This window comes from Halobellus limi (assembly GCF_004799685.1).
In the GTDB taxonomy this organism is placed as follows: Archaea; Halobacteriota; Halobacteria; order Halobacteriales; family Haloferacaceae; genus Haloquadratum; species Haloquadratum limi.
In genome coordinates, this window is the sequence record NZ_CP031311.1 from 2,776,796 (window position 1) to 2,801,322 (window position 24,527).

Below are 24,527 nucleotides of genomic sequence, written 5' to 3' on the forward strand. Positions count from 1 at the left end.
ACCGTATCGCTGCTGGGTCACTCGAAGCGTCGCGTCACCTGACCGCTGCGGGGAGCATCGAACGGCCGCGGGATCACTCGAACTCGGTCAGTTCCGAGTCGAAGTCCGATTCGGTCGCGGGCGGCGCGTGGGCCTCGCGGTAGCTGTCGCGGTACTTCTGGATCTTCCGGAGCAGGAAGAGCCCGAAGACGCCGTCGTAGAGCACGACGTAGACGAGGAACGGCGCGAGCCCCGAGAGCCCGGTCACGGCGCCGATGAGCGCCGAGCCGATCCCGACGGTGGTGTTGTACGTCGCGTGGACGAACGCGGCGAGCAGAATGCCCTTCACGACGATCGGGCCGCGTTTGCCCGGATTGAACTTCGCGAGGCCGAGGTAGTAACCCGCGATGGCTGAGTAGATCACGTGTCCCGGACCGGCGAGCGCCCTGATCGCGGTGATGCCGCCGCCGACGCCGATGAGCCCGAGTCCCATATCGAGCCCCTGGTCCGGGAGCTGTCGGGTGATGTAGAGCGCGTTCTCGATGACGGCGAAGCCGAGGCCGGCCATCGCGCCGTAGACCGTCCCGTCGAGGACGGCGTCGAACCGGTCGTCGGTGTAGGCGTAGAGCCGAACCGCCAGCAGCTTCACCACCTCCTCGACCGGGCCGACGACGACGTAGAAGAACGCCGCCGTTCCGAGAAACCCGAGCACCTGGAAGTACGGGCGCAGCACGGTGTTGAGAACGGCCGCGAAGTTCGCCGTCAGCACCCCGAGGAGGAACGTCGCGACGAGAAGCGAGAGCGGTTCGCTGGAGGTCACGTCCGTCGAGTAGACGTACGCGGCCAGCCCGATCGCCGGGATCGCAGAGAGAAGCGTGAGCAACCCGATCTGCGGGTCAGTCAGCGCCGCGAGGCCGCCGATACCGAGGAGCAAGAGGAAGGCGAAGCCGACCACGGCGAGTCGGGCGGACCCGGCGACGACGCGCCAGATGAGCGCCGACACCTTGTCGAGCGGGGTGCGCACGTCCCAGGTCGCCACGTCGTAGAGGTCCATCGAGTCCCCTGCAGCCTCTTCGATCGGATCCTTTCTGTCCCGCATCGCCGGCCGGTTCTCACGCGGCGACCTAAGGTCTTCGGCCGGGGCGTTCGAGAGGTGCGTCGGCGCCTGCCGCGACCGCCTGGTGTCGGCCGCGACTGGCTGGATTCGTACTGGTTACGCTCACTTGTCACCGCCGGGCGCCACCCCGTTGCCGGCGCTCGGCGGGAAGAGGCGAGAGTAATCAGTCTCAAAAGTCGGCCGCCCGTATCACCGGGTACCGATGCACTTCGATCAACGTACGCAGGCCGCCCTCCGGGAGGTCGGCCTCACCCGCGAGGAGGTCCGGGAGGCCTCCGAACTCGTCTCGACGGCCGTCGACCGCGACGCCGAGACCCTCCGGGAGTTCTTCGAGCGCGACGTCGTCTACTCGGACATGGAGCTGGCGCACAGCGCGAGCGGGATCAACGAGCACGCCGTGGAGTACCTCGACCTGTTCACCCACGGCAGCGACCTCCGGGGGTACCTCCGGTTCGATACGTGGGGCGTCCCGGTCGAGGGCGGGCGCGTCCTCTCGTCGGACGTCGTCGAACTGTCGCTCGGTCCGACCGTCCACGACCGGGTGCGGTTCGCCCACGACGAGGACGCGCTGCGATGAGCCGGGAGGACGGCGACGGGCGGTCGACGGCGGATGAACCCGCGAGCGCGTCGCCCCGCGTCCGGGTCAGGGGGATCTACGCGACGGCCGTGACGTGGGTCCTCCTCGACGCGGGCGCCGAGGTCGTGCAGGCCTCCGAACCGATCCGGGAGCGATTCGACGCCGAGTTCGGCGAGGGATCGCACGACGTCACGGTCGCGACGACGGGCGACCGCCAGGGCGTCGGCGTCGACGGCGACCCCGACGCCGTCGCGACCGTCGGCGCGGAACTCCGAGACGTCGGCCGCGACACCTTCGCGTGGGAGGATCCGACCCCGCCGGGCGCGGTGTTCGAGGCGACCGTGAGCGAGACGCTCGGCTCCGGTGCGGTCTGCGATCTCGGGGAGAGCGAGGGGTTTCTCCCCTACGGCGAGTCCGACACGCATCTCGAAACGGGCGACGACGTCAGGGTGCAGGTCAGAGAGAGCGCGCCGCCGTGGGCCGACCGGCGGGCGCGACTCGGCACCGAGATCCGCGCGGACGCCGGACTCGCGACCCTGGTGCGCGGCCGCGACGGCGTCGCGGTCGACACCCGAGACGACGCCGCCGGGCGCGAACTCGCGGGGATGACGGACCTGCTCTCGGTCGACGTCCCCGACGGGTGGGGCATCGAGTGGTCCCACGCGGCGACCCGGGCCGAGATGAGCGCGCTGGAGGCGGCGCTCGAACAGGCCGTCGGACGCGCCGAGGATCTCGCCGCGGCCGTGGACGAGGCGGGGATCGACGGCGAAAGCGGATCGACCGCAGAGCGCCCGGCCACGCTCGCGACGCCCTCGACCGGGCTGTGGCTGTGGTTCGGCCGCGAGACCCGGTTCGCGCTCGACGCCGCTCGACGCGAGGTGACGACGACGATGCCCGGGCACCACCGGACGAAGGCCGGAAGCGAGGCCGCCAGCGCCGGCGTCGACCTCGCGGAGGCGCTCTGGGGGGCGGACGGGGCCGGCGGCGTCGCCGACGGTGCCGCGGAGTCCGAGGACGGGAGCGACGGCCCCGACTTCCCGTTCGACGTCGTGACGCGGCAGTTCGGCCCCGTCGAGGGCGACACCGTCGAGATCAGACACGGGAAGCCCGACGGCCGCGCGTTCTCGCTGGGCAGCGGCGAGGTGACCGACCGGGACGTCGACGGCTCGCTGGACGTGACGCGGACGCTCTCGGGCAGCGGCACCTACGACGGACTGGGGACCCGGCGGGAGGCCGGCGACACCGCCCTCACGAAGTTCCGCGAGGGCCGTTGGTGGTACCCGACCGTCTACCGGAGCGCCGAGGGCGAGCACCGCGGGACCTACGTCAACGTCTGTACGCCCGTCGAGTGCTTCCCCGACGAGGTCCGGTACGTCGACCTCCACGTCGACGTCGTGAAACGTCCCGACGGGACGGTCGAGCGCGTCGACGACGACGAACTCGACGCGGCGGTCGAGGCGGGGGCCGTCCCCGAAGGCGTCGCGGAGAAGGCGCGAGCGGTGGCCGCGAGTCTCGAACGCGCGCTGTCCGAATAACGCCCGGGCTTTCTCGAACGCGCGCTGTCCGAGTAGCGACCCCGATAACGGCGGACTCGAACGCCGTGGAAGGAGCTCCCACACCCTCCCTCGGGGCGAGAACAGCAACTTTATCAGTCGCTCGCGGCGAATTGCACGCAAGATTACTCTCTAGGAGGTCAATAGTGACACAACAAACACAACAACCGGAGGTGAACATCGGACTCGTCGGGCACGTCGACCACGGGAAGACGACGCTCGTGCAGGCGCTGTCCGGATCGTGGACGGATCAGCACTCCGAGGAGATGAAGCGCGGAATCTCCATCCGCCTCGGATACGCCGACGCCACGTTCCGGAAACTCCCCGACGTCGACCCGCCGGAGTGCTACACGGTCGAGGAGACCGGACCGGACGGCGAGGAGACCGAGGTGCTGCGGACGGTGTCGTTCGTCGACGCCCCGGGCCACGAGACGCTGATGGCGACGATGCTGTCGGGCGCGGCCATCATGGACGGCGCGGTCCTCGTCGTGAGCGCGACCGAGGACGTCCCGCAGGCCCAGACCGAAGAGCACCTGATGGCGCTGGACATCATCGGCATCGACAACATCGTCATCGCACAGAACAAGATCGACCTGGTCGACCGCGAGCGCGCGGTCGAGTCCTACGAACAGATCGAGGAGTTCGTCGAGGGCACCGTCGCCGAGGACGCGCCGATCGTCCCCGTCAGCGCCCAGCAGGAGGTCAACATCGACCTCCTGATCGACGCCATCGAGCGTGAGATCCCGACGCCAGAGCGCGACGAGAGCGAGTCGCCGCGGCTGTTCGCGGCGCGCTCGTTCGACATCAACCGCCCGGGGACGACCTGGGAGGACCTCAAGGGCGGCGTCGTCGGCGGGTCCGTCGTTCAGGGCAAACTCGCCACCGGCGAGGAACTGGAACTCCGCCCCGGCCGCGAGGTCGAGGAGGGCGGCTCCTCGGAGTGGGAGCCGATCACGACGGAGATCCGATCGCTGCAGGCCGGCGGCCAGTCGGTCGAGGAGGTCCGACCCGGCGGCCTCTGCGGGATCGGCACGGGCCTCGATCCGAGCCTCACGAAGGGCGACGCGCTGGCCGGGCAGGTCGCGGGCGAACCCGGAACGCTCCCGCCGACGCGCGAGGAGTTCACGATGGACGTCGAACTCCTCGACCGGATCGTCGGCGAGGACGAGGGCGCAGTGGAGGAGATCTCGACCGGCGAACCGCTGATGCTCACCGTCGGGACCGCGACGACCGTCGGCGCGGTCACGAGCGCCCGGACCGGCGAGGCCGAGGTGTCGCTGAAGCGACCGGTCTGCGCCGAGTCGGGCGCGAAGATCGCCATCAACCGCCGGGTCGGCGCGCGGTGGCGACTCATCGGCATCGGGACGCTGCAGTGACGGCCGGCCGCGACGCCGCGGTCCGACGGCGGCCGTGAACGCACACGCGAGCGGATCGAAACGCGCGGCGGCGGAGCGGGACGCGACCACACGACACACACGAGGATGACGACCGTGATACTCGACACGAACGCGCTGATGATGCCGGTCGAACTCGACGTGCGGGTCTTCGAGGAACTCGACCGCCTCGTCGGCGCCGACGCCGACCTGGTCACCCCGCGCGCCGTCGTCGAGGAACTGGAGAAGCTCGCGGAGGGGGGCAGCGGCGTCGAGGCGACCGCCGCGAGCGTGGGCCGGGACCTCGTCTCGCGGTGTCGCGTCGTCGAGACCGGCGTCTCCTACGCCGACGACGCCGTGATCGAACTCGCAGAAACCGAGGGCGGGTACGTCCTCACCAACGACAGGCCGCTCCGCGACCGGTTGCTCGAACGCGGCGTTCGCGTAATCGGTTTAAGGGGGCGAAACGCATTGGAGATAACAGAACCATAACACATGTACAAACGGGTACGACTCAAGGACACAGTCGAGGTACCGCCGAAGCACCTCGCGGACGTGACGCCGCAGCGGGTCAAGCGGCTCCTGCAGGACAAACTGGAAGGACGGATGGACGAGGACGTCGGCAGCGTCGTCAGCGTCGTCGACGTCCACGACATCGGCGAGGGGACGGTGCTCCCCGGCCGCGCCGGCGTCTACTACGAGGCGGAGTTCGACGCGATCACGTTCGACCCCTCGATGCAGGAGGTCGTCGACGGCGAGGTCGTCGAGGTCGTCGAGTTCGGCGCGTTCGTCGGCATCGGGCCGGTCGACGGGCTGCTGCACGTCTCGCAGATCTCCGACGAGTACCTCGCCTACGACGGCGAGAACCAGCAGCTCGCGTCGACGGAGTCGAACCGGACGCTGAGCGTCGGCGACTCCGTCCGCGTGCGCGTCGTGACGAAGAGCATCGACGAGCGCAACCCGCGCGACTCGAAGATCGGTCTCACCGCCAAACAGCCCGGGCTCGGCAAGCACGGCTGGCTGGAGGCCGACCGCCAGGCGAACACCGCGACGACCGGGGCGGAGGGCGAGTAGATGGCCGAGTCCCGTCTCGCCTGCCGGGAGTGTCACTACATCAACCACGGCGACGCGCAGGCGTGTGAGAACTGCGGCTCCAGCAGTCTCACCGAGGACTGGGCGGGCTACGTCGTCATCACGCACCCCGAGCAGTCGGAGATCGCCGACGAGATGAACGTCAACGAGCCGGGCGGCTACGCGCTGAAGGTCCGCTGAGTCGGATGCTCACGCTGCCAGACGACGTCAGAGGCTCGTTCAAGGACCCCTTCGGCCCCGTCTACACCGACGCAGCGGCGCTGCTCGCCGACGCCGGCCGCCCCGTGATCGCCGTCGGCGACGTCGTCACCTATCACCTGCGGCGGGCGGGTCACGCGCCGTCGGTCGCGCTCGTCGACGGGAAGACGAAACGCGAGGCGGTCGACGCCGAGATCCGCGAGGCGCTCTCGGACCCCGATCACAGGCGCGACGTCGAGAACCCGCCGGGTACGCTGTCGGAATCGCTGCTTTCCACGCTCGCCGAGGCCGTCGCGGCCGACGACCCGATCACGATCGTCGTCGACGGCGAGGAGGACCTCGCCGCGCTGCCGGCGGTGCTCGTCGCACCGGTGGGCGCGACAGTCGTCTACGGCCAACCCGACGAGGGGATGGTCCGCGTCGACGTCACCGACGACGCGAAGGCGGAGATGCGGTCGCTGATCGAGCGGATGAACGGTGACGTCGCCGGCGCGCTGGCGGCCCTCGGCGTCGAACCGGCGGGCGACTCCCGTTGAACGCCTCGGGAGTCCGGACGAACCCGGCCGAACGGCGTCGGAGGCGCGACTGAGAACCGCGTTCGCCTCTTCGAAATCCTTTTACTCCTTTCGGGAGGAAGGTAGGACAACTGAACCATGGAAATCGACATTATCTCCGAGGACGAGAATCCGATGTTACATCGGACCGACGTCCGGTTCGAGATCGTTCACGACGACGCGACGCCCTCGCGGCTCTCCGTCCGCGACAGCCTCGCCGCGAAGCTGAACAAGGACTCGGCGGAAGTCGTCGTCCACGAACTCGACACGAAGTTCGGGATGCGAAAGACCGTCGGCTACGCGAAGGTCTACGAGTCGCCCGACTTCGCCCGCGACATCGAGCAGGACTACATGCTCGATCGGAACAAGATCGAGGCCGAAGAAGGGGCCGAGGCGGAAGCCGAAGAGGCCTGATCGGTCGCACAGCCAGCGGACACTCACTTCTCGATGCGAATCGTCGGAATCGAAGGGACCGCCTGGGCCGCCAGCGCCGCGCTCTACGACGCCGAAACCGACGACGTCGTCATCGAATCCGATCCCTACGAACCCGACAGCGGCGGCATTCACCCGCGCGAGGCGGCCGAACACATGGGATCGGCGATCCCCGAGGTCGTCTCGACGATCCTCGATCACGCGGCATCGACCGCCAGTGAAGACGGGGACGGGCTCGACGTCGACGCCGTCGCGTTCTCCCGCGGGCCCGGACTCGGTCCGTGTCTCCGCATCGTCGGCACCGCGGCGCGGGCGCTGGCGCAGACGCTGTCGGTGCCGCTCGTCGGCGTCAATCACATGGTGGCCCACCTCGAGATCGGTCGCCACCGGTCGGGCTTCGAGTCGCCGGTTTGTCTGAACGCCTCGGGCGCGAACGCGCACCTCCTGGGCTACCACGACGGGCGGTACCGGATCCTCGGCGAGACGATGGACACCGGCGTCGGAAACGCGATAGACAAGTTCACGCGGCACCTCGGCTGGTCCCATCCGGGCGGCCCGAAGGTCGAGAGGCGGGCGAAAGATGGCGAGTACCACGACCTCCCCTACGTGGTGAAGGGGATGGACTTCTCCTTCTCGGGGATCATGTCCGCCGCGAAGGACGCCGTCGACGACGGCGTGCCGGTCGAAGACGTCTGCGCCGGCCTCCAAGAGACGATCTTCGCGATGTTGACCGAAGTCGCAGAGCGGGCGCTGTCGCTGACGGGGACCGACGAACTCGTCCTCGGCGGCGGCGTCGGGCAGAACGAGCGCCTGCGTGAGATGCTCGCCTCGATGTGCGAGCAGCGCGGCGCGGACTTCTACGCGCCCGAGCCGCGGTTCCTCCGCGACAACGCCGGGATGATCGCGGTGCTGGGCGCGAAGATGTACGCCGCCGGCGACACGGTCGAGATCCCGGACTCCTCGGTCGACCCGAACTTCCGGCCCGACGAGGTCGCAGTGACCTGGCGCGGCGGCGACGAGTCGGTCGTTCGCGATCCGACCGCGTCGGGGACGATCCGCGGGGCGGAGGCGACCGTGACGATCGAGAGCGACCGCGTGATCAAGCGACGCGTCCCGAAGGCGTACCGCCACCCGGCGCTCGACGACCGCCTCCGCGCCGAGCGCACGCGGGCGGAGGCGCGGCTCACGAGCGCCGCGCGCCGCGTCGGCGTCCCGACGCCCGTCGTCTACGACGTCGATCCCGCGGAGGGGACGCTGCTCTTCCAGCGCGTCGGCGACGACGACCTCGCCGCGGCGCTCTCGGAGGAGCGGTGCCGGGCAGTCGGGCGGCACCTCGCGGCCGTCCACGACGCCGGCTTCGTCCACGGGGATCCCACGACCCGGAACGTCCGCGTCGACGGCGAGCGGACGTACCTCATCGACTTCGGCCTCGGCTACCACACCGGCCACGTCGAGGACCACGCGATGGACCTCCACGTGTTCAAACAGAGCGTCGCCGGGACCGCCGCCGACGCGGAGCCGTTGCTCGACGCCGTCGAATCGGGGTACGCCGCCGTCGGCGACGGCGCCGTTCTGAACCGACTCCGGGAGATCGAGGGACGCGGCCGGTACCAGTGAGTCGGACTAGCGGCGTTGGGGGCGAACAGTCGGCACCCGCGCGGGGCGGCCGGCCGGTCCTCGCCCGACTGGCGGCCGCCCGCTCGTCCCGCGCCGACGTGCCGAACGACCGCGGCCCGACGCGGGATGACGCTTACGTCACGGGGGCCATGGCCGCGGGTTCGCATATAAATCTCCGCGTCGGGGCGCCGTCGAGCGTCCGCCGACCCGCGGCCGACTGTCAGCGAACCGATGCCAAAACGATTTATTACCGCCCGGCGTACGCTCTCGTATGGTAGACAAACCGAAGCAGGGAGAGGTTCTCGGGATCCCGTACAACTTCGAGCGCCCCTCGTTCGGCCGGATGCTCGCGTCGTACTGGAAGCCCGGCGAGGGGATGCTCGTGAAGAAGCCCTTCGGCATCGGCTACACGCTCAACCTCGCGAACTGGCGCTCGTGGGTCGCGCTGCTCGTGGTGGGCGGCCTCCTCTGGCAGGAGCAGAAGTCCCGGAGCGGCGACGACGACCTCGACGCCGACGAGGACGACGACGGTCCGGTCGAAGTCATCGTCGATTGAATCGGAGCGCCGAAGCGGCGCGGTGACGAGGCCGTCGCCGCGCCGGCGACGCGGAACCGACGGTACTTTCTCTCGACTCGCCTCACGTGTCGGTAGATGCTTCGCTACGTCACGACGAACGCGGGGAAAGTGCGGGAGGCGCGCGAGTACCTCGACGGCGTCGAGCAGTTGGACTACGACTACACCGAGGTCCAGGCGTCGGATCTGGGGCCCATCGCCGCACGGGGCGCGCGAGAGGCGTACCGCCACGCGGGCGAACCCGTCCTCGTCGACGACGCCGGCCTGTTCGTCGAGGGGTTCGACGGCTTCCCCGGTCCGTACTCGTCGTACGTCGAGGATACGCTGGGCGTCGGGGCGGTCCAGCGACTCGTCGAGCGCGAGGCCGACGACCCGTACCGCGCGTCGTTCCGGTGCGTCTTAGCGTACTGCGACGGCGACGACTTCGAGGCGAGTCCGGACCCGATCGACCGCGCGGACCGGAGCGCCGCGGCCGCCGCGGGTGCGGCGAGCCAGGACGACGAGGGCGCCGACGCGCTCCCGGTGAAACTGTTTCACGGGCGGGTCCCCGGCCGGATCGTCGAACCGCGCGGCGAGGGCGGGTTCGGCTACGACCCCATCTTCGAGCACGACGGCACCACGTTCGCGGAGATGAGCCCCGAGGAGAAGAACGCCGTCTCCCACCGGGGGCGGGCGTTCGCGAAGTTCGCGGAGTGGTTGCAGGAACGGACGCAGTAGCGACGAGGGCGACCGTCGGGCACCGGAGTCGGCGCGGGCCACGGCGGAGATCTCGGAACCGCGTATCGAAACTGATAGCGGGACGCAAACCTTGATACGGATTCGGTTTTTGTGTGGAGGCCGTTATCAGTAAGTGAGAACACGATAGCAGACTTATGCGTGAGCGTCGGGTGAGCCAGCGTATGAGACTCCTCGAATCGTACGAACGACTCCTCTGGGGAACGATGGACGTTCTGGACGTCTCTCACTCCGTCGCGCGAAAAGTGCTGGCCGCGGTGGGGATCCAGTTCGCCATCTCGATCGCTCAGGCGGGCCTCCCGTGGGTCACGAGCGGCGAGACGACGATCGCGCTGTCGGCGCTGCTCCTGGTCGGCGCGGCCGTCGCCTTCCTCAACACCGTCCTGATCGTCCGCCGCGACGTCGTCGAGCCGATCGACGGCCTCTCGACGTCCGCGTCCGCCGTCGCCGCGGGCGACCTCTCGACGTCGCCGCCGACGACCGACGGCGACGACGAGATCGCGGCGCTCGTCGAGGACTTCGCCGACATGCACGAGCACCTCCGACTCGTCTCGGCGCAGGCGACCGCGATGGCCGACAGGGAGTTCGACGACCCCGTGCTCGACGAGCGACTGCCCGGTGAGTTCGGCGACTCGCTCGGCCGGATGGCGACGGATCTCACGACCCACACGCGGGCGCTCCAGCGCCTCGTCGACGCCTTCGGTGAGGCCACCGAACACGCTCGCGAGGGCGACCTCACGGCGCTGATGCCGGCCGAAGAACTCGCCGAGGAGGACGAGCGGTACGGCGAGGTGGCGCGCTCGTACAACGAGTTCCTCCGGACGCTCTCGGCGACGATCGGCGAGGTGCAGACGTTCGCCGACCGGGTGGCGGAGATGAGCGACGAGGCGCGGACCCACGTCGAGCGCGCGACCGAGTCGAGCGAGGCGGTCGCGGCCGCCGTCGACGAGATCGAGGACGGGGCCGACGAGCAGACCGAGCACCTCCAGACCGTCGCCTCGGAGCTCTCGACGCTCTCGGCGACGGTCGAGGAGATCGCCGCCTCCGCCGACGAGGTCGCCGGCACGGCCGAGCGCGCCGCCGAGCGCGGGCGGGAGGGCCGCGACGTCGCGACGACGGCGATGGAGGAACTCGACGCCGTCGAGCGACAGATCGACGAGGCCGCGGCGGCGATGGAGGAACTCGCCACGCACATCGACGAGATCGAGGAGGTCGCCGCGTTCATCGACGAGATCGGGTCGCAGACCGACCTCCTCGCGATCAACGCCTCGATCGAGGCGGCCCACGCCGGCGACGCCGGCGACGGGTTCGGCGTCGTCGCCCGCGAGGTGAAGGCGCTGGCGGAGGAGACCCGCGAGTCCGCCGACGAGGTGTCCGGGCTCATCGCGGACGTGACAGAGCGCTCCGAGGAGACGCTCTCGATCGTCCACGAGACCGACGAGCAGGTCAGATCCAGCGTCGACACCGTCGAGGCCGCCATCGACGAGTTCGAGTCGATCGTGAGCGAGGTCGAGGGGATCGACCGGAGCATCCGCGAGGTGAGCGACGCCACCGACCAGCAGGCCACGTCCGCACAGGACGTCTCCGCGCGGGTCGACGAGGTCGCGAACATCTCCGAGGAGACGACCGCCCGGACCACCGCCGCGGTCGAGGACGCGAGGAGGCAGTCCGAGTCCCTCGGCGAACTCGAAGCGCAGGCGGCCACGCTCACGGCGCAGGCGAGCGGTCTCGACGACCTCGTCGACTCCTTCGAGACGCTCGACGTCGACGGGGGAAGCGGGGACGGACGACCGGCCGGAGACGACACCGCTCCCGCGGGGGCGACCGAACCACGGCCCGCGGGCGCCCCCTCCGACGACTGAGGTGGATGGTCGCCGGCGGCGGACCGCGTCCCGTCGTCTCCGGTCCGACTTGCGTGTGTCGTCTCCGATCCGACTCGCGTGTGTCGTCTCCGGTCCGAGTCACTCCGCGATTCGGATCGAACTCTCACCGGGCTGATCCGCAGTCTATAGCCTTATCCGTCCGCCGGTCGAACCGGGAAATATGAAGATAGTGCCGGACACGAGCGCGGTCATCGACGGTCGCGTGTCCGAGCGGGTCGAGTCGGGCGAGGACGCGGGGCCGATTTTGGTCCCGGAGGCGGTCGTCGGCGAACTCGAATCGCAGGCCAACGACGGCCTCGACACGGGATGGGAGGGGCTCGAAGAGCTCCAGCGACTCGCAGTGCTCGCAGACGACGGAGCGGTCGACGTCCGGTACGTCGGCCGCCGGACGAAGCCCAGCGAGGCCACCGGGGCCCACGAGGGCGACATCGACGCGGTGATCCGCGACGTGGCCGAGGAGGAGGAAGCGACGCTTCTCACGAGCGACGTCGTCCAGTCGGAGGTCGCGAAGGCGAAGGGCCTCGACGTCGAGTACGTCGAACCGCGGGTCCGCGGGTCCGGCGAACTCGTCATCGAGGAGTTCTTCGACGAGCAGACGATGTCGGTCCACCTGAAGACCGGCACGAAGCCGAAGGCCAAGCGCGGGGCCATCGGCGAGATGCACTACCAGACCATCGACGAGGAGGTGACCGACGAGGCGACAATGAAGGAGTGGGCCGACGACATCGAAGAGACCGCCCGCAGCAGTTCGGAGGGCTTTCTCGAACTGTCGGAACCGGGAATGAGCATCGTGCAGTTCCGCGACTACCGGATCGCGGTCGCCCGTCCCCCCTTCGCCGACGGCATCGAGATCACCGCCGTCCGACCGATCGTCAAGACCGACATCGAGGACTACGAGTTCGCCGACGAACTCAAAGATCGGTTGAAAGAGCGCCAGCGCGGCGTCCTCATCTCCGGGTCGCCCGGGGCCGGGAAGTCGACGTTCGCGCAGGCGGTCGCGGAGTTCCTCACCGACGCCGACTACGCGGTGAAGACGATGGAGAAGCCCCGCGACCTCCAGGTCGGCGACGACATCACCCAGTACACCGCCCTCGGCGGCGACATGGCGAAGACGGCCGACTCGCTGCTCTTGGTCCGGCCGGACTACACCATCTACGATGAGGTGCGGAAGACCGACGACTTCGGCGTCTTCGCGGACATGCGCCTCGCCGGCGTCGGGATGGTCGGCGTCGTCCACGCCACCCGCGCCATCGACGCCCTCCAGCGGCTCGTCGGCCGCGTCGAACTCGGGATGATCCCGCAGGTCGTCGACACCGTCGTCTACATCGAGGACGGCCGCGTGGACACGGTCTACGACGTGACGACCGAGGTGAAGGTCCCCGAGGGACTCACCGCCGAGGACCTCGCCCGGCCGGTGATCCAGGTCGCGGACTTCGAGACCGGCAAGCCGGAGTACGAGATCTACACGTTCAACCGCCAGGTCGTCACCGTGCCGATCGGCGACGGGGACGGGGACGGCGAGACCGGCGTCGGCCGCCTCGCGCGCCAGGAGATCGAACGCGAGATCCGATCGATCGCCCGCGGGCACGTCGACGTCGAACTGAAGGGGCAGAACGACGCGGTCGTCTACGTCGAGGAGGACGACATCTCCTACGTCATCGGCAAGGGCGGCGGCCGCATCTCCGACGTCGAGGACCGACTCGGCATCGACATCGACGTGCGGACGCACGACGAGAAACCGGGGCGGGCCGGCGGGGAGTCCGCCGCCGGCAGCGGACAGAGCGGTGGCTCGGGCGGATCCGGCGGCGCCGACGACGGCATCGTCGTCACGCCCGAGGTGACCTCGCGACACGTCGTCGTCCGGATGGACGAACACGTCGGCGAGACCGTCGAGATCCGCGCCGACGGGGAGTACCTCTTCACCGCGACGGTCGGTCGCGGCGGCGACATCCAGGTGTCCCGGGGCAGCGCCATCGCCGACGAACTCGAACAGGCGATCGACCGGAAACAGCGGATCACGGTTCACCCGGCCTGAGGCGGTGAAGACCGGGCTTTCGCGGCCCTCGGTGGTTTTATGACTCCGGGAGGCACAACCCAGCGATTGTGCCAATGGTCGGTCCCCTCCGCGGTCGCGTGTTTCGGGGTCGAAGCCGACCGACCGCTCGTCCGGGGGGCCGTCGTCCGTGTTCGTGACCGCCCCGATCCTGCTGTCGCTCCTGCTCCGCGTCCTCGGGGTCGGTCTCTCGGTGTATCTGCTGTATCGGGAGCGCGACCGCCGGTTCGTGTTTCTCGTCGTGCTGCTCTCGCTGATGGCGCTGCGGCAGGCGCTCACGCTGTTCGACGTCGGGTCGGCGGTGCGGGAGGTGCCCGCCTTCCTGGTCAGCGTCCTCGCCGTCGGCCTCGCGTTCTACCTGGTGCGGTACGTCCGAGAGGAGAACGAGACGAAAGAACGGCTGCGGGAGATGAACGCGCAACTGCAGGCGAGTCGGAACCGCCTCCGGGCGGCGATGAACGCCTCCCCCGAGTACATCTTCCTCCTCGACGGGGCGGCGCGCTACCGGGAAGTCCTCTCGGGCGAGGACGAGATCACGGTCCATCCGCCGGAGGACCTCGCCGGTAGAGCGGTCGAGGAGGTCCTCCCCGAGGAGACCGCCTCGGCGGTCCGGGAGGCGGTCGAACGGACGGCCGAGTCCGGCGAGATCCAGCGGACCGAGTACCCGATGCGGAGGGACGACGGGGTGGAGTGGTACGAGGCGCGGACGGCGTGCGTCCGGTACCCCGACGAGGAGGTGCGAGACGTGCTTCTCACCGCGCGCGACGTGACCGAGCGGAAGGAGCGAGAACGGAAGCTCCGGCGGTTCCGTCGCGCCATCGAGACCGCCGGTCACGCCATCTACATCACCGACGACAGCGGCCGGATCACGTACGTCAACCCCGCGTTCGAGGAGATCACGGGGTACGCGAGCGAGGAGGCCGTCGGCCGCACGCCGGACCTGCTCGACTCGGGGCAGATGTCCGAGGACTACTTCGCAGAGCTGTGGTCGACCGTCCGGTCGGGAGAGGTGTGGGAAGAGGAGATCCTCAACGAGCGTCGCGACGGATCGCTGTACTACGCCCAGCAGACGGTCGCGCCCGTCACCGACGAGTCGGGGACGGTCCGCGAGTTCGTGGCGATCCAGACGGACATCACGCCGCTGAAGGAGCGTGAGCGACAGTTGAACGTGCTCTCTCGCGTGTTGCGGCACAACCTCCGGAACGAGATGAACCTGATCCTCGGCAAGGCACAGACCATCCAGGAATCGGCCGACGGAGCGATCGCATCCGACGCGGCGCAGATCGAACGGGTCGGCGAACGACTGCTGGACCTCGCGGAGACGTACCGCGAGATACTCGATCTCATCGAGACCTCCGGGGCCCGCCACCGGATTCGCCTCGTGGATCGGATCCGCGCCGAGGTGCGCGAACTCCGAGAGGCCCACCCGAACGCGGAGGTCGAAGTCGCGTTCGACTGTCCCGAGGACGTCGCCGCCGTCGCGATCCCCGGAATCGAGCGCGCCGTCGGCGAGCTGCTCGAAAACGCCGTGGTCCACTCGGACCGCGAGCCGCCGGAGGTCGAGTTGCACGTCGAATCGACGGCCGATCACGTGCGGATCCGCGTCGCGGACCGCGGGCCGGGGATCCCGCCGACCGAGTGGGAGATCCTGACCGGCGAACACGAGATCGACCCGCTGTCTCACGGGACCGGGTTGGGGCTGTGGCTGGTCCACTGGCTGGTCACCCGCGCCGGCGGCCACCTCTCCTTCGAGGAGAACGACCCGCGCGGCAGCGTCGTGACGATTCAGCTACAGCGCGCCTCGGACCCGGAGGGCGAATCCGACGAGTAGCCGGTGAAACAATCCACCCCGTTCGGAGCCTGGGCGACAGCCGAATCCACACGACTCGAACGGCCGAACGAGGGCAGCGGATCGCGGTGTCTCCGGCCCGCGGGCCGGTCACGGTCTCGTCTCGGTAGTCGGGTATGGCGACGAGCGATGCCGGCGGTTCACACGGTCGCCTCGACGGCGATGGAGGGGTATTCGTCGGTCACGGCGTCGACGACGGTTTCGACGGCCGGAGAGTTGTTCGAGAACGCGATGTACTCGGTAGCGCGGTGATATTCGACCACTTTCATCTCGTACAACCGCGGGAGGTGCGTGTGGAGCAGCGAGACGTACACGCGGGTAACGGTCTCCTCGGAGACTTCCCCCGGGCGCGAATCCTGCTCGATGGCAGCGATCTCGGTCGCGAGATTGCGTACGGTCATCCGGTCTTCGGATTCGCGTAAACACAGGATCGCACAGAGTCGCCGCTCGTTCCCCAGGAGTTCGAACACGTTGCTGAGTGTGTGCAGATCGGCCGCGTCTTTGGTCCTCATTAGCCGGTGGTACGATAAACGAATAGACCGTTGATAAGTGTTTTTGACAGAGTGAAGAACGAGTATATTTTTATCGATGATTATAAATTAATCCGCCCGAACACGGATCGGTTTCCAGTGATCATCAACTTCCGGCGTCGCGTCGGCCGACGTGACGAGGTGAGACGATTCCGGCAACGTAGACGCGTGAGGTTCTCAAGTGACGGACCTCCGGCGCGCAACCGCGACCGTCCTCGCGAGGCGCGCACGGCCCGCGCGTTCCGCGAGGGAGTCGCCGTCGCCGAACCGGACGATTCTTTTCCCGACCGGGACACCTACGCGTATGGAGTCGGATACGCCGCCGGCGGAGGTCCTCGACGAGCTGTTCGCGACGATCGAGGAGCGAAAGGAGACGCTCCCGGAGGGGTCGTACACCGCCTCGCTTTTCACCCACGAGAAGGGGGAAAACGCCGTCTTGGAGAAGCTCGGCGAGGAGACGACCGAGACGATCCTGGCCGCGAAGGACGAGGAGGAGGAGGAACTGCTGGCGGAGAGCGCCGACCTCGTCTATCACTTGCTGGTCCTGCTCGCGATGGAGGACGCGACGCTGGACGACCTGCGGGCGGAACTTCGCGAGCGGTTCTGAGCGCCGAAGCGCAGTCGGCTCTCGCGACCCGAAAGGCGGGCGAACGAGCGCCCCGACGGCGCTACCCCTGCAGGAGATTCATCACTTCGTCGGCGACGTCGGGTTCGACGGCGACGACGTATCGGCTTCCGGCCGAGAGCGTGGTGTCCGATCGCGCGATCCGCTCGCCGTTCTCGTCGGAGACGACGAGCGTCCCCGCCGGGAACCGGACTTCGGTGAGTTGCTTGCCGGCCGCCGGCGCCCCCTCGGCGACCCGAACGAGCATGATGTCGAGCGAGCCCGTCACGTCCGCCAGCGTCTGGACGTCGCTGCCGCTGATCTCGTTCGCGGCCACCCGAGCGCCGGCGCGTTCGGGGAACAGGACGGCGTCGACGAAGCGGGTGTAGGACTCGCGGGCCGCCCGGTCGATTCGAGCGACCGTCCGAATGCCCGGAGTGAGCTCCGAGGCGGCCAGACAGACCGCGAGGTTCAGCCCGCTCTCGCCCGTCAGCGCCGCGATCACGTCGGCCCGCTCGACGCCGGCCTGTTCGATGATCGACGGGTCGGTCGCGTCGCCGTGGATCACCGTCGCGACCCACTCGTCGGCGATGTCGGAGACCACGCGGTCGTCGCGTTCGATGATCGTGACGTCGTGGCCGCGGTCTGCGAGCAGTTCTGCTGTTTGGAAGCCGACTCTACCGCCGCCGGCGATGATAACGTCGAGGGTTGCGGTCATACTCAGTCGTCTACCTCGGGAGTCATTTCGATGTCAGTTCCGTCGTCTCGCTGCGGCTCCGTTCGCACGCGGTTCAACACGGCGTAGGCCACGCCGCCGAGCAGTATCCACCCGACGCTGAGCCCCAGCGCCAGCGGGTCGGTCCGGATCAGATACTCGACGAGCACCACCGTCAGAAGCAGGTTGAGCGCGACGCCGATGAGCGGTGGGGCGGGATAGAACGGCATCTCGTAGGGGCGGTGCATGTCGGGACGCTCCCGCCGGAGTCTGATGACGGCGACGTTGACGATGATGAACGACAGCAGGAAGAACAGACTCGACATATTGCCGGCGCTCTGGGTCGGCAGCGCGACGGATCCGAGCATTACCACGGCGCTCGCGAGGATCGCGACGAACGGCGTCCCGTATCGGTGGTGGAGTTGGCCGAACGAGGGCAGGAGTTGCCCCTCCCGCCCCATCGAGAACGCGACCCGCGAGGAGGCGATCACGACCGCGTTCAGCGCGGTCAGCGTCGAGAACACCGCGCCGAAGACGATGAGCGCGCCGCCGTTCCGGATGACCGGGAGGCCGGTCGGCATGAACGACGTCGCCGCCGCCGCGATGCCCGCTTCGCCGGCGTCGGCCAGTCCCTGCGCTCCGAGCGTCCCCACCGCCACGGTCACGACCGCCAGGTAGACGATCACCGTCGCGACGAGACTGAGGAAGATCGCCTTCGGGATGTTCTTTCTGGGGTTCTCGACCTCCTCGGTGACCGTCGTGATGAGGTCGTACCCCTCGAAGGCGATGAAGGTCAGCCCCATCGCGGGGAGGATCGCCGCCGCGCCGCCCCCCTCGGGGAACAGCGGCTGGAACTCGGCGCCGGAGAACATCGGCGAGGCGATCCCGAAGCCGACGAAGACGACGAGGATGCTCACCTTGACGATCGTGAAGATCGTCTCGGCGCTCCCGCTCGCGGCCGTCGACACGGCGTTGAGCGTGACCAGGCCGAGGACCGCGACGAACGCCAGGAGAAACGCCAGCGGCAGCGTCGCGTCGACGACCGGCAGCGCGATCGCCCCCACCTGATCGGGCGGGGCCACTACGCCGTAGACGTGCAGCAGTTCCAGGAAGTTCGGCGCGAAGCCCAGCGCGTACAGCGCGCCGGCGATCATGTAGGCGAACCAGAGCATCCAGCCCATAATGAACGACGAGAGGTCGTCGAAGATCTCCCGCACGAAGGCGTAGCCGCCGCCGCTCTTGGGGATCGAAGCGGCGAGCTCCGCGTAGGAGAGTCCCGTGAACGCGGTGACGACGCCGTTGAGGGCGAAGACGACGATCGCGGCCGGGCCGGCGATCTCCGCAGCCAGTCCCGTGAGCACGAAGATGCCGGCCCCGATCATCGCTCCCATCCCGATCATCGTGGCGTCGAGCAGGCCGAGTTCGGCGTTCGGGGAACGACTCTGGCTACTCATTTCGGTCTTTTCGCGAGTCCCGTGTGAGGTTCGTACATTCGTGGGGGCGTTCCGGGTTCGGAAATCCGGTCGCGTCACTTCATCTTTGCGGCGCTCGTCCGGGACCGGGAACCACACCCGCGATTCATCCGTCGGGGTCGCGCGCCCGGCCCGAGCGAGTGGGCGCGTGGTTCCGACCGCAGGTCGTCGACGGTGCCACGCCGAGACCCGGACGGCTACCGGAACCGCACGCCGAGATCCGCCAGGTCGTCGTCGTTTCGCGCCAGATTGATCAGGAGCGGCGTCAGCGACTCGACCTCCGCGGCGTTCGCGAGTCCGCCGGCGTCGATCGCCCGGAGCCCGCCGACGTCCTCGATCAGTCCCGCGACGACGTCCTTCGCCCGTCCGTCGTCGCCGACGAGGGGCGCGTCGATCCCGAGGTCGGCGTCGAGGTCGGCGAGGCGGCCGGCGGGGAGGGTCTGCAGCGCGCCGACGACCGGGACGTCGTCGGGAGCGGCGTCGGCGACGAGCGCCGTGACGCTTCCCGCGCCCGGCGGGTGCGCGTGGAAGCCGTGCTCGTCGCGCTGCACCCCCGCCGCGGGCGTGACGAGAACGTCGTCGGACGCGAGGCCGTCGGCGACGGAGTCGACGACCTCGGCGACGTGGTACGGCGGGACCGCGAGGACGACGACGTCGGCGCGGTCGGTCGCCATCCCGTTCTCGAAGCCCGTGATCTTGACGTCGCGGCCGTGCGCCGCGACGGTTTCGGCGTACGCGTCGGCCGCCGCGTGCGCGTCGTCGGGGTCGCGGGAGCCGATCACGACGTCGTGGTTCGTGTGGAACGCCCAGCGGAGCGCGAGTCCCTCGCCGAGGTCGCCGGTACCGCCGAGCAGTGCGATGCGCATAGGTGCGCGTGCGGAACCGAGGGGGTAAAGGATTGTGAGAAACGGTCGGATGCGGACCGAACACGGCGGACGTGTCGAAACGGCGTTCGTTACGTCGACTCGGCGACCGCGGGGGCGTACACGACGAGAAACCCCAGCAGGGGCGCGACGAGGAGCGTCCCAAAGAGGATCGCGGTCCGGACCGTCGTCGCCGGCGGGAGCAGACTCCACAGTCCGAGGCCGAGGACGTCGACGGCCAGGACCACGACGACGAACCGGACGAGGTTCGATTTCACGTCGCCGAGTGGGGAGTCGTCTGTCATCGCCTGTCAGCCCCCTCGACGCGGGCACGGTACTCGCCTCCCCTCACGCCGCCGCCTCCCGGTTCCAGCGCCGCGGGTTCAGCCGCCGGGCTTTCGACGCGGCGAGCCAGCTGGCGGCGAAGACGAACAGACTCGGGCCGGTGCCGTCGTAGCCGAGCGACCCGAGCGCGACTCGCCCGACGACGGCGACGGCGAAGAAGACGACGTACTGGACGGTCTGATCGCCCGGTTCGGCGTCCCGGGAGGCCGCCCCCTTCGAGAGGCGCGCGGCGATCGGTGCCACGAGGGTAAACGTGACGACCGCGACGACGAGCGGGAGGACGCCCGTCGGGTCGGGAACGAACACGAAGGCGACGACGACGGCGACGAGGGCGGCGAAGACGCCGGCCCAGAACAGCCGTTCGGCGCGGAGCGCGTTCATCTCGGCTTCGTCCTCGTTCGACGGTCCGGCTTCGTCCTCATTCGACGGTCACTCCCCGAACAGCAGGGCGGGGAGGTCGTTCACGGAGTCGACGACCGCGGCGGCGCCGACCGACTCGAACGCCGCCCGGCCCGACTCGCCGGTCAGTCCGCCCGTGAGGACGCCGACGCCGTGGTACGTCCGATCGGGGTCGGCCTCGGCGGCGTTGACGGCGGTCTGCACGTCGTCGAGGGTGTCGCCCGCGAAGGCGACGCTGTCGGCGTCGAACCGCGCCGCGAGCGTCGTCAGCGCGTTCGGGTGCGGCTTGCCGTCGTCCCAGTCGTCCATCGTGAAGCGGTGCTCCTCGGGGAGGTCGAGGCCGACTCGGTCGAGCGCGATTTCGGCCTCCGCGGCCGGCCGACCCGTGAGGACGCCGACCACGGCGTTCGCTTCGAGCGCATCGAGCGTCTCCGGTTCGACGAGCACCGGTTCGTCGTGGATGTACCCGGCGGTCTCGAACGGCGGGTCGCCGCCCTCGAGGTCGCGGTAGAGGTCCGCGCCGAGGTACAGCGCCTGGAACGCGTCGCGGAGCCCCTCGCGGTTCCAGTCGGCGCGGACCGAAGCGAGCGCGTCGTCGTCGAGATGTTCCGCCGCGACCGACTCGGCGGCGTCGAGGCCGCCGCCCGACGCCTCGACGCGGTCGGCGAACGTCGCGAGGTCGATGGGATCGCGCTCGTCGGCGAGGACGTACAGCGCGGCGGCGTACGTCACGTCCCAGTCGTTGTTGAACCCGCCGGCGTCCTTGAACAACTGGACGTCGTCGCGGTCGATCATCCGGCCGTACAGTCGCTCGACGGACTCCACGATCGCGCGCCGGTAGGAGTCGGACACGTCGAGGAGGACGCCGTCGATGTCGAGGACGACCGCGTCTGCGTGCATACCGGGAGTCGGCCGGCCGGCGGCCTTAGCGTTGTCCCTTCCGTTCGGCCAGCGGCCGTCGCGTCCCCTCTTCCGCGCGGCACCGCGTCCGCCGGACGACGCCGCCCGTCCGAGTTAGGAGCTATTTTACCGTCCCGTTCAGTGAGGGTAGGTATGGACTACGACCCGCAGGAACTCGAAGCGCGCTGGCGCGAGCGGTGGGCCGAGGAGGGTCGCTACGAGGCCGATCCGGCGGACGCCGAGGCGGCTGTCGCGGTCGCAGACGACACCGACGCGTCCGACGACGACGCCACAGGCGACGCCGACGCCGACAGCGACGATCCCACGTTCATCACGGTTCCCTACCCGTACCCCAGCGGCGGGATGCACATCGGGCACGCCCGGACCTACACCGTTCCCGACGTCTACGCCCGGTACCGCCGCCAGCAGGGCGACAACGTGCTCTTTCCGATCGCCTGGCACGTCACCGGCACGCCGATCATCGGCGCGGTCGAGCGGCTGAAGAAGGGCGAGGAGGACCAGCTCTCGGTGCTTCGAGACACCTACAACGTCGCCGAGGACACCCTCGAGGACCTGGAGACGCCGATGGGCTACGCCCGCCACTTCATCGAGGAACATTATAAAAGGGGGATGAAGGACCTGGGGCTCTCGATCGACTGGCGGCGGGAGTTCACCACGAACGACGACCGCTACTCGAAGTTCATCACCTGGCAGTACGAGACGCTGCGCGACCGGGGGCTCCTGGAGAAGGGCCTCCATCCGGTGAAGTACTGCACCAACGAGGAACAGCCGGTCACGACCCACGACCTCCTCGAAGGCGAGGAGGCGGAGTTCCAGGAGTACACCCTGATCCGCTTCGGCCACGGCGACACGGTCGTCCCGATGGCGACGCTCCGGCCGGAGACCGTCAGGGGCGTGACGAACGCCTACATCGATCCCGACGCCGACTACGTCGTCGCCGACGTCGACGGCGAGGAGTGGTTCGTCTCCGCGGCGGCCGTCGAGAAGCTCCAGCTACAGGGCCACGAGGTGGTCCCGAAACGCACCGTCTCGGGCGAACACCTCGTCGGCGAGCGCGTCACCAACCCGATCACCGGCGACGAGGTCCTCGTGCTCCCGGCCGACTTCGTCGACGCCGACAACGCCACCGGCGTCGTGATGTCGGTGCCGGCGCACTCGCCGGACGACTACGTCGCCCTCGAGGAGGCGAAGGCCGACGACGAGCGGATGGCCGAGTACGGCATCGACCCCGCCGAGGTCGAGGAGATCGAACCGATCCCGATCCTCTCGATCGAGGGCTACGGCGAGGTCCCCGCGAAGACGGCGGTCGAGGAGGCCGGGATCGAATCCAGCACCGACCCCGCGCTCGAAGAGGCCACCAAGGAACTGTACAACAGCGAGTTCCATCGCGGGAGACTGAACGACGAGTACGGCGAGTTCGCCGGCGAGGTCGTCGAGGACGTGCGGGGGAGATTCCGCGACGCCTACCGCGAGGAGGGCGCGTTCGGGACGATGCGGGAGTTCTCCGAGGAGGTCGTCTGCCGCTGCGGCGGCGACGTCGTCGTCGCCGAGCAGGACACGTGGTTCCTCCGCTACAACGACGAGGCGTGGAAGCAGAAGGCCCACGACGTCGTCTCGCGGATGGAGGCGGTCCCGGAGAACACCCGCGGCGAGTACGACCACACGATCGACTGGCTGAACGAGTGGCCCTGCATCCGGAACTACGGGCTGGGCACCCGCCTGCCGTGGGACGACGAGTTCGTCATCGAGCCCCTGTCGGACTCGACGATCTACATGGCGTACTACACGATCGCCCACCGACTGGAGGAGATTCCCCCGGAGGACCTCGATCGGGAGTTCTTCGACGCGCTCTTTTACGGCGCGGACGCCGTCGAAGACCCCGACGAGCGCGCGCTGGAACTCCGCTCGGAGTGGCTCTACTGGTACCCCGTCACCTACCGGTTCTCCGCGAACGACCTCATCTCGAACCACCTGACGTTCTACCTGTTCCACCACGCCGAACTGTTCGACCAGCCGCAGTGGCCCGAGGGGATCGTCATTATGGGGATGGGCCTCTTGGAGGGCGAGAAGATGTCCTCCTCGAAGGGCCACGTCGTCCTCCCCGGGAAGGCCATCGAGGAGTACGGCGCCGACACGGTGCGCTTCTTCCTCCTGAACTCGGCGGAGCCGTGGCAGGACTACGACTGGCGCGCCGAGCAGGTCGCCTCGGTGCGGAATCAGCTCGAACGCTTCTGGAACCGGGCGCAGGACGTCATCGAGAACCCGGGCCCCGAGGAGCGTCCCGAACTCGCGACGGCGGATCGCTGGCTCCTGTCGCGGCTGCAGCGCACCGTCGAGACGGTCACCGAGGCGATGGAGGGCTCGGAGACCAGAACCGCGAGCCAGGCCGCCTTTTACGACTTCGAGGAGGACCTGCGGTGGTATCGCCGCCGGACGGACCGCTCGCGGCCCGCCGCCCGGTGGACGCTGCGGGAGGTCCTCGAGACCCGCCTGCGCCTGCTCGCGCCGTTCGTTCCGTTCCTCACGAACGAACTCCACGAGCGGTTGACGGGCACGCCCGCCGAGGACGCCCCGTGGCCCGAGGTCGACGAGGACCTGCTGGACCGCGGGATCGAGGCCGCCGAGACGCAGGTCGAACGGCTGGTCGACGACATTCAGGGGATCCGGCAGTCGCTGCAGAACGCCGAGGAGGACGTCCCCGAGGCCGACCCCGACCGCATCCGGATCACCGTCGCCGCCGACTGGAAGCGCGACGTCTTCGCGACGGTCGCAGAGCTGGGCGCGGACCAGGGCGCGGTGATGAGCGAGGTGATGCAGGACCCCGACCTCCGCGAGCGCGGGAACGCCGTCAACGACCTCGTGGGCGAACTCGTCGAGTTCGCTCGCGGGCGCGACGACGGCGAACTCTCGGCGCTCGCCGAGGTCGACGAGGGAGACGCCTACGAGCGCGCTGCGGACTTCCTCGCCACGGAGTTCGACGCCGAGATCGTCGTCCAGCGGGAGGGCGACGACGCCGAGGCGCACAAGCAGGCCGTGCCGTTCCGCCCCGCGATCGAACTCGAAGCGGAGTAGGAGGGCAGTTTCTCCCCCGA

Annotated in this window: 24 protein-coding genes; 16 read left to right on the plus strand and 8 right to left on the minus strand. The window is 69.1% G+C overall.

Annotation, left to right across the window (positions count from 1 at the left end; all coding sequences use genetic code 11):
• Nucleotides 1-73: 73 nt before the first annotated feature.
• Nucleotides 74-1,078, minus strand: a complete 1,005-nt coding sequence (locus DV707_RS13770; RefSeq protein ID WP_103992867.1) for a PrsW family intramembrane metalloprotease — start codon at nt 1,076-1,078, stop codon at nt 74-76.
• A gap of 220 nt (nt 1,079-1,298) precedes the next feature.
• Here DV707_RS13770 and DV707_RS13775 point away from each other — a divergent pair, with 220 nt between their 5' ends.
• From DV707_RS13775 to DV707_RS13840, 14 genes are all read left to right on the plus strand, one after another.
• Nucleotides 1,299-1,673, plus strand: a complete 375-nt coding sequence (locus tag DV707_RS13775) for a DUF7532 family protein (protein ID WP_103992868.1) — start codon at nt 1,299-1,301, stop codon at nt 1,671-1,673.
• Nucleotides 1,670-3,208: a DUF402 domain-containing protein gene (locus DV707_RS13780; protein WP_103992869.1), complete on the plus strand. Its 1,539-nt coding sequence runs from the start codon at nt 1,670-1,672 to the stop codon at nt 3,206-3,208. The genes DV707_RS13775 and DV707_RS13780 overlap by 4 nt, the downstream gene beginning before the upstream one ends.
• A 164-nt stretch (nt 3,209-3,372) precedes the next feature.
• Nucleotides 3,373-4,602, plus strand: a complete 1,230-nt coding sequence (locus DV707_RS13785) for a translation initiation factor IF-2 subunit gamma (protein WP_103992870.1) — start codon at nt 3,373-3,375, stop codon at nt 4,600-4,602.
• A 105-nt stretch (nt 4,603-4,707) separates the two neighbouring features.
• Entirely contained in the window at nt 4,708-5,091 is a 384-nt protein-coding gene (locus tag DV707_RS13790; RefSeq protein WP_103992871.1) for a PIN domain-containing protein, read from the plus strand.
• Between the two features lie 3 nt (nt 5,092-5,094).
• Nucleotides 5,095-5,673 carry a DNA-directed RNA polymerase gene (locus DV707_RS13795; protein ID WP_103992872.1) on the plus strand — a complete coding sequence of 193 codons (579 nt, stop codon included), beginning with the start codon at nt 5,095-5,097 and terminating at the stop codon, nt 5,671-5,673.
• Nucleotides 5,674-5,871: a transcription elongation factor subunit Spt4 gene (gene spt4, locus DV707_RS13800; protein ID WP_103992873.1), complete on the plus strand. Its 198-nt coding sequence runs from the start codon at nt 5,674-5,676 to the stop codon at nt 5,869-5,871. It begins immediately after the preceding gene.
• A gap of 5 nt (nt 5,872-5,876) precedes the next feature.
• The gene (locus DV707_RS13805) at nt 5,877-6,425 is read left to right on the plus strand and encodes a GTP-dependent dephospho-CoA kinase family protein (protein ID WP_103992874.1); all 549 of its coding nucleotides are present in this window, start codon (nt 5,877-5,879) and stop codon (nt 6,423-6,425) included.
• A 117-nt stretch (nt 6,426-6,542) separates the two neighbouring features.
• Nucleotides 6,543-6,857, plus strand: coding sequence for a 30S ribosomal protein S24e (locus DV707_RS13810; protein WP_103992875.1), 315 nt, complete (start codon nt 6,543-6,545; stop codon nt 6,855-6,857).
• Nucleotides 6,858-6,890: 33 nt separating this feature from the next.
• The gene (locus DV707_RS13815) at nt 6,891-8,492 is read left to right on the plus strand and encodes a bifunctional N(6)-L-threonylcarbamoyladenine synthase/serine/threonine protein kinase (RefSeq protein ID WP_103992876.1); all 1,602 of its coding nucleotides are present in this window, start codon (nt 6,891-6,893) and stop codon (nt 8,490-8,492) included.
• Nucleotides 8,493-8,763: 271 nt separating this feature from the next.
• Nucleotides 8,764-9,048, plus strand: a complete 285-nt coding sequence (locus DV707_RS13820; protein WP_103992877.1) for a DUF5808 domain-containing protein — start codon at nt 8,764-8,766, stop codon at nt 9,046-9,048.
• 96 nt (nt 9,049-9,144) lie between these two features.
• The gene (locus tag DV707_RS13825) at nt 9,145-9,783 is read left to right on the plus strand and encodes a non-canonical purine NTP pyrophosphatase (RefSeq protein ID WP_103992878.1); all 639 of its coding nucleotides are present in this window, start codon (nt 9,145-9,147) and stop codon (nt 9,781-9,783) included.
• A 182-nt stretch (nt 9,784-9,965) separates the two neighbouring features.
• Nucleotides 9,966-11,663, plus strand: coding sequence for a methyl-accepting chemotaxis protein (locus DV707_RS13830; protein WP_103992879.1), 1,698 nt, complete (start codon nt 9,966-9,968; stop codon nt 11,661-11,663).
• A gap of 181 nt (nt 11,664-11,844) precedes the next feature.
• The gene (locus DV707_RS13835) at nt 11,845-13,719 is read left to right on the plus strand and encodes a PINc/VapC family ATPase (RefSeq protein ID WP_103992880.1); all 1,875 of its coding nucleotides are present in this window, start codon (nt 11,845-11,847) and stop codon (nt 13,717-13,719) included.
• A 154-nt stretch (nt 13,720-13,873) separates the two neighbouring features.
• Nucleotides 13,874-15,568 (plus strand): PAS domain-containing protein, encoded by a 1,695-nt coding sequence (locus DV707_RS13840; protein WP_136361886.1) that lies wholly within the window; start codon nt 13,874-13,876, stop codon nt 15,566-15,568.
• 158 nt (nt 15,569-15,726) lie between these two features.
• Here DV707_RS13840 and DV707_RS13845 read toward each other — a convergent pair whose 3' ends face one another.
• Nucleotides 15,727-16,098 carry a DUF7344 domain-containing protein gene (locus DV707_RS13845; protein ID WP_103992882.1) on the minus strand — a complete coding sequence of 124 codons (372 nt, stop codon included), beginning with the start codon at nt 16,096-16,098 and terminating at the stop codon, nt 15,727-15,729.
• 322 nt (nt 16,099-16,420) lie between these two features.
• On the opposite strand from DV707_RS13845, the gene hisE reads away from it, so the two are divergent.
• Complete coding sequence (gene hisE, locus DV707_RS13850) at nt 16,421-16,723, plus strand: phosphoribosyl-ATP diphosphatase (RefSeq protein ID WP_103992883.1); 303 nt, start codon at nt 16,421-16,423, stop codon at nt 16,721-16,723.
• Nucleotides 16,724-16,784: 61 nt separating this feature from the next.
• On the opposite strand, the gene DV707_RS13855 is transcribed toward hisE, so the two are convergent.
• From DV707_RS13855 to DV707_RS13880, 6 genes are all read right to left on the minus strand, one after another.
• The gene (locus DV707_RS13855) at nt 16,785-17,438 is read right to left on the minus strand and encodes a potassium channel family protein (RefSeq protein WP_103992884.1); all 654 of its coding nucleotides are present in this window, start codon (nt 17,436-17,438) and stop codon (nt 16,785-16,787) included.
• 2 nt (nt 17,439-17,440) lie between these two features.
• Nucleotides 17,441-18,889 carry an APC family permease gene (locus tag DV707_RS13860; protein ID WP_103992885.1) on the minus strand — a complete coding sequence of 483 codons (1,449 nt, stop codon included), beginning with the start codon at nt 18,887-18,889 and terminating at the stop codon, nt 17,441-17,443.
• A 215-nt stretch (nt 18,890-19,104) separates the two neighbouring features.
• On the minus strand, nt 19,105-19,773 hold the full coding sequence (gene npdG, locus DV707_RS13865; RefSeq protein ID WP_103992886.1) for an NADPH-dependent F420 reductase: 669 nt from the start codon (nt 19,771-19,773) through the stop codon (nt 19,105-19,107).
• Nucleotides 19,774-19,862: 89 nt separating this feature from the next.
• Nucleotides 19,863-20,075, minus strand: coding sequence for a hypothetical protein (locus tag DV707_RS13870; protein WP_103992887.1), 213 nt, complete (start codon nt 20,073-20,075; stop codon nt 19,863-19,865).
• Nucleotides 20,076-20,118: 43 nt separating this feature from the next.
• The gene (locus DV707_RS13875; protein ID WP_103992888.1) at nt 20,119-20,496 is read right to left on the minus strand and encodes a hypothetical protein; all 378 of its coding nucleotides are present in this window, start codon (nt 20,494-20,496) and stop codon (nt 20,119-20,121) included.
• Nucleotides 20,497-20,544: 48 nt separating this feature from the next.
• On the minus strand, nt 20,545-21,414 hold the full coding sequence (locus DV707_RS13880) for a TIGR01548 family HAD-type hydrolase (protein WP_103992889.1): 870 nt from the start codon (nt 21,412-21,414) through the stop codon (nt 20,545-20,547).
• Nucleotides 21,415-21,567: 153 nt separating this feature from the next.
• Here DV707_RS13880 and leuS point away from each other — a divergent pair, with 153 nt between their 5' ends.
• Entirely contained in the window at nt 21,568-24,507 is a 2,940-nt protein-coding gene (gene leuS, locus DV707_RS13885) for a leucine--tRNA ligase (RefSeq protein WP_103992890.1), read from the plus strand.
• The last annotated feature ends 20 nt before the right edge of the window (nt 24,508-24,527 follow it).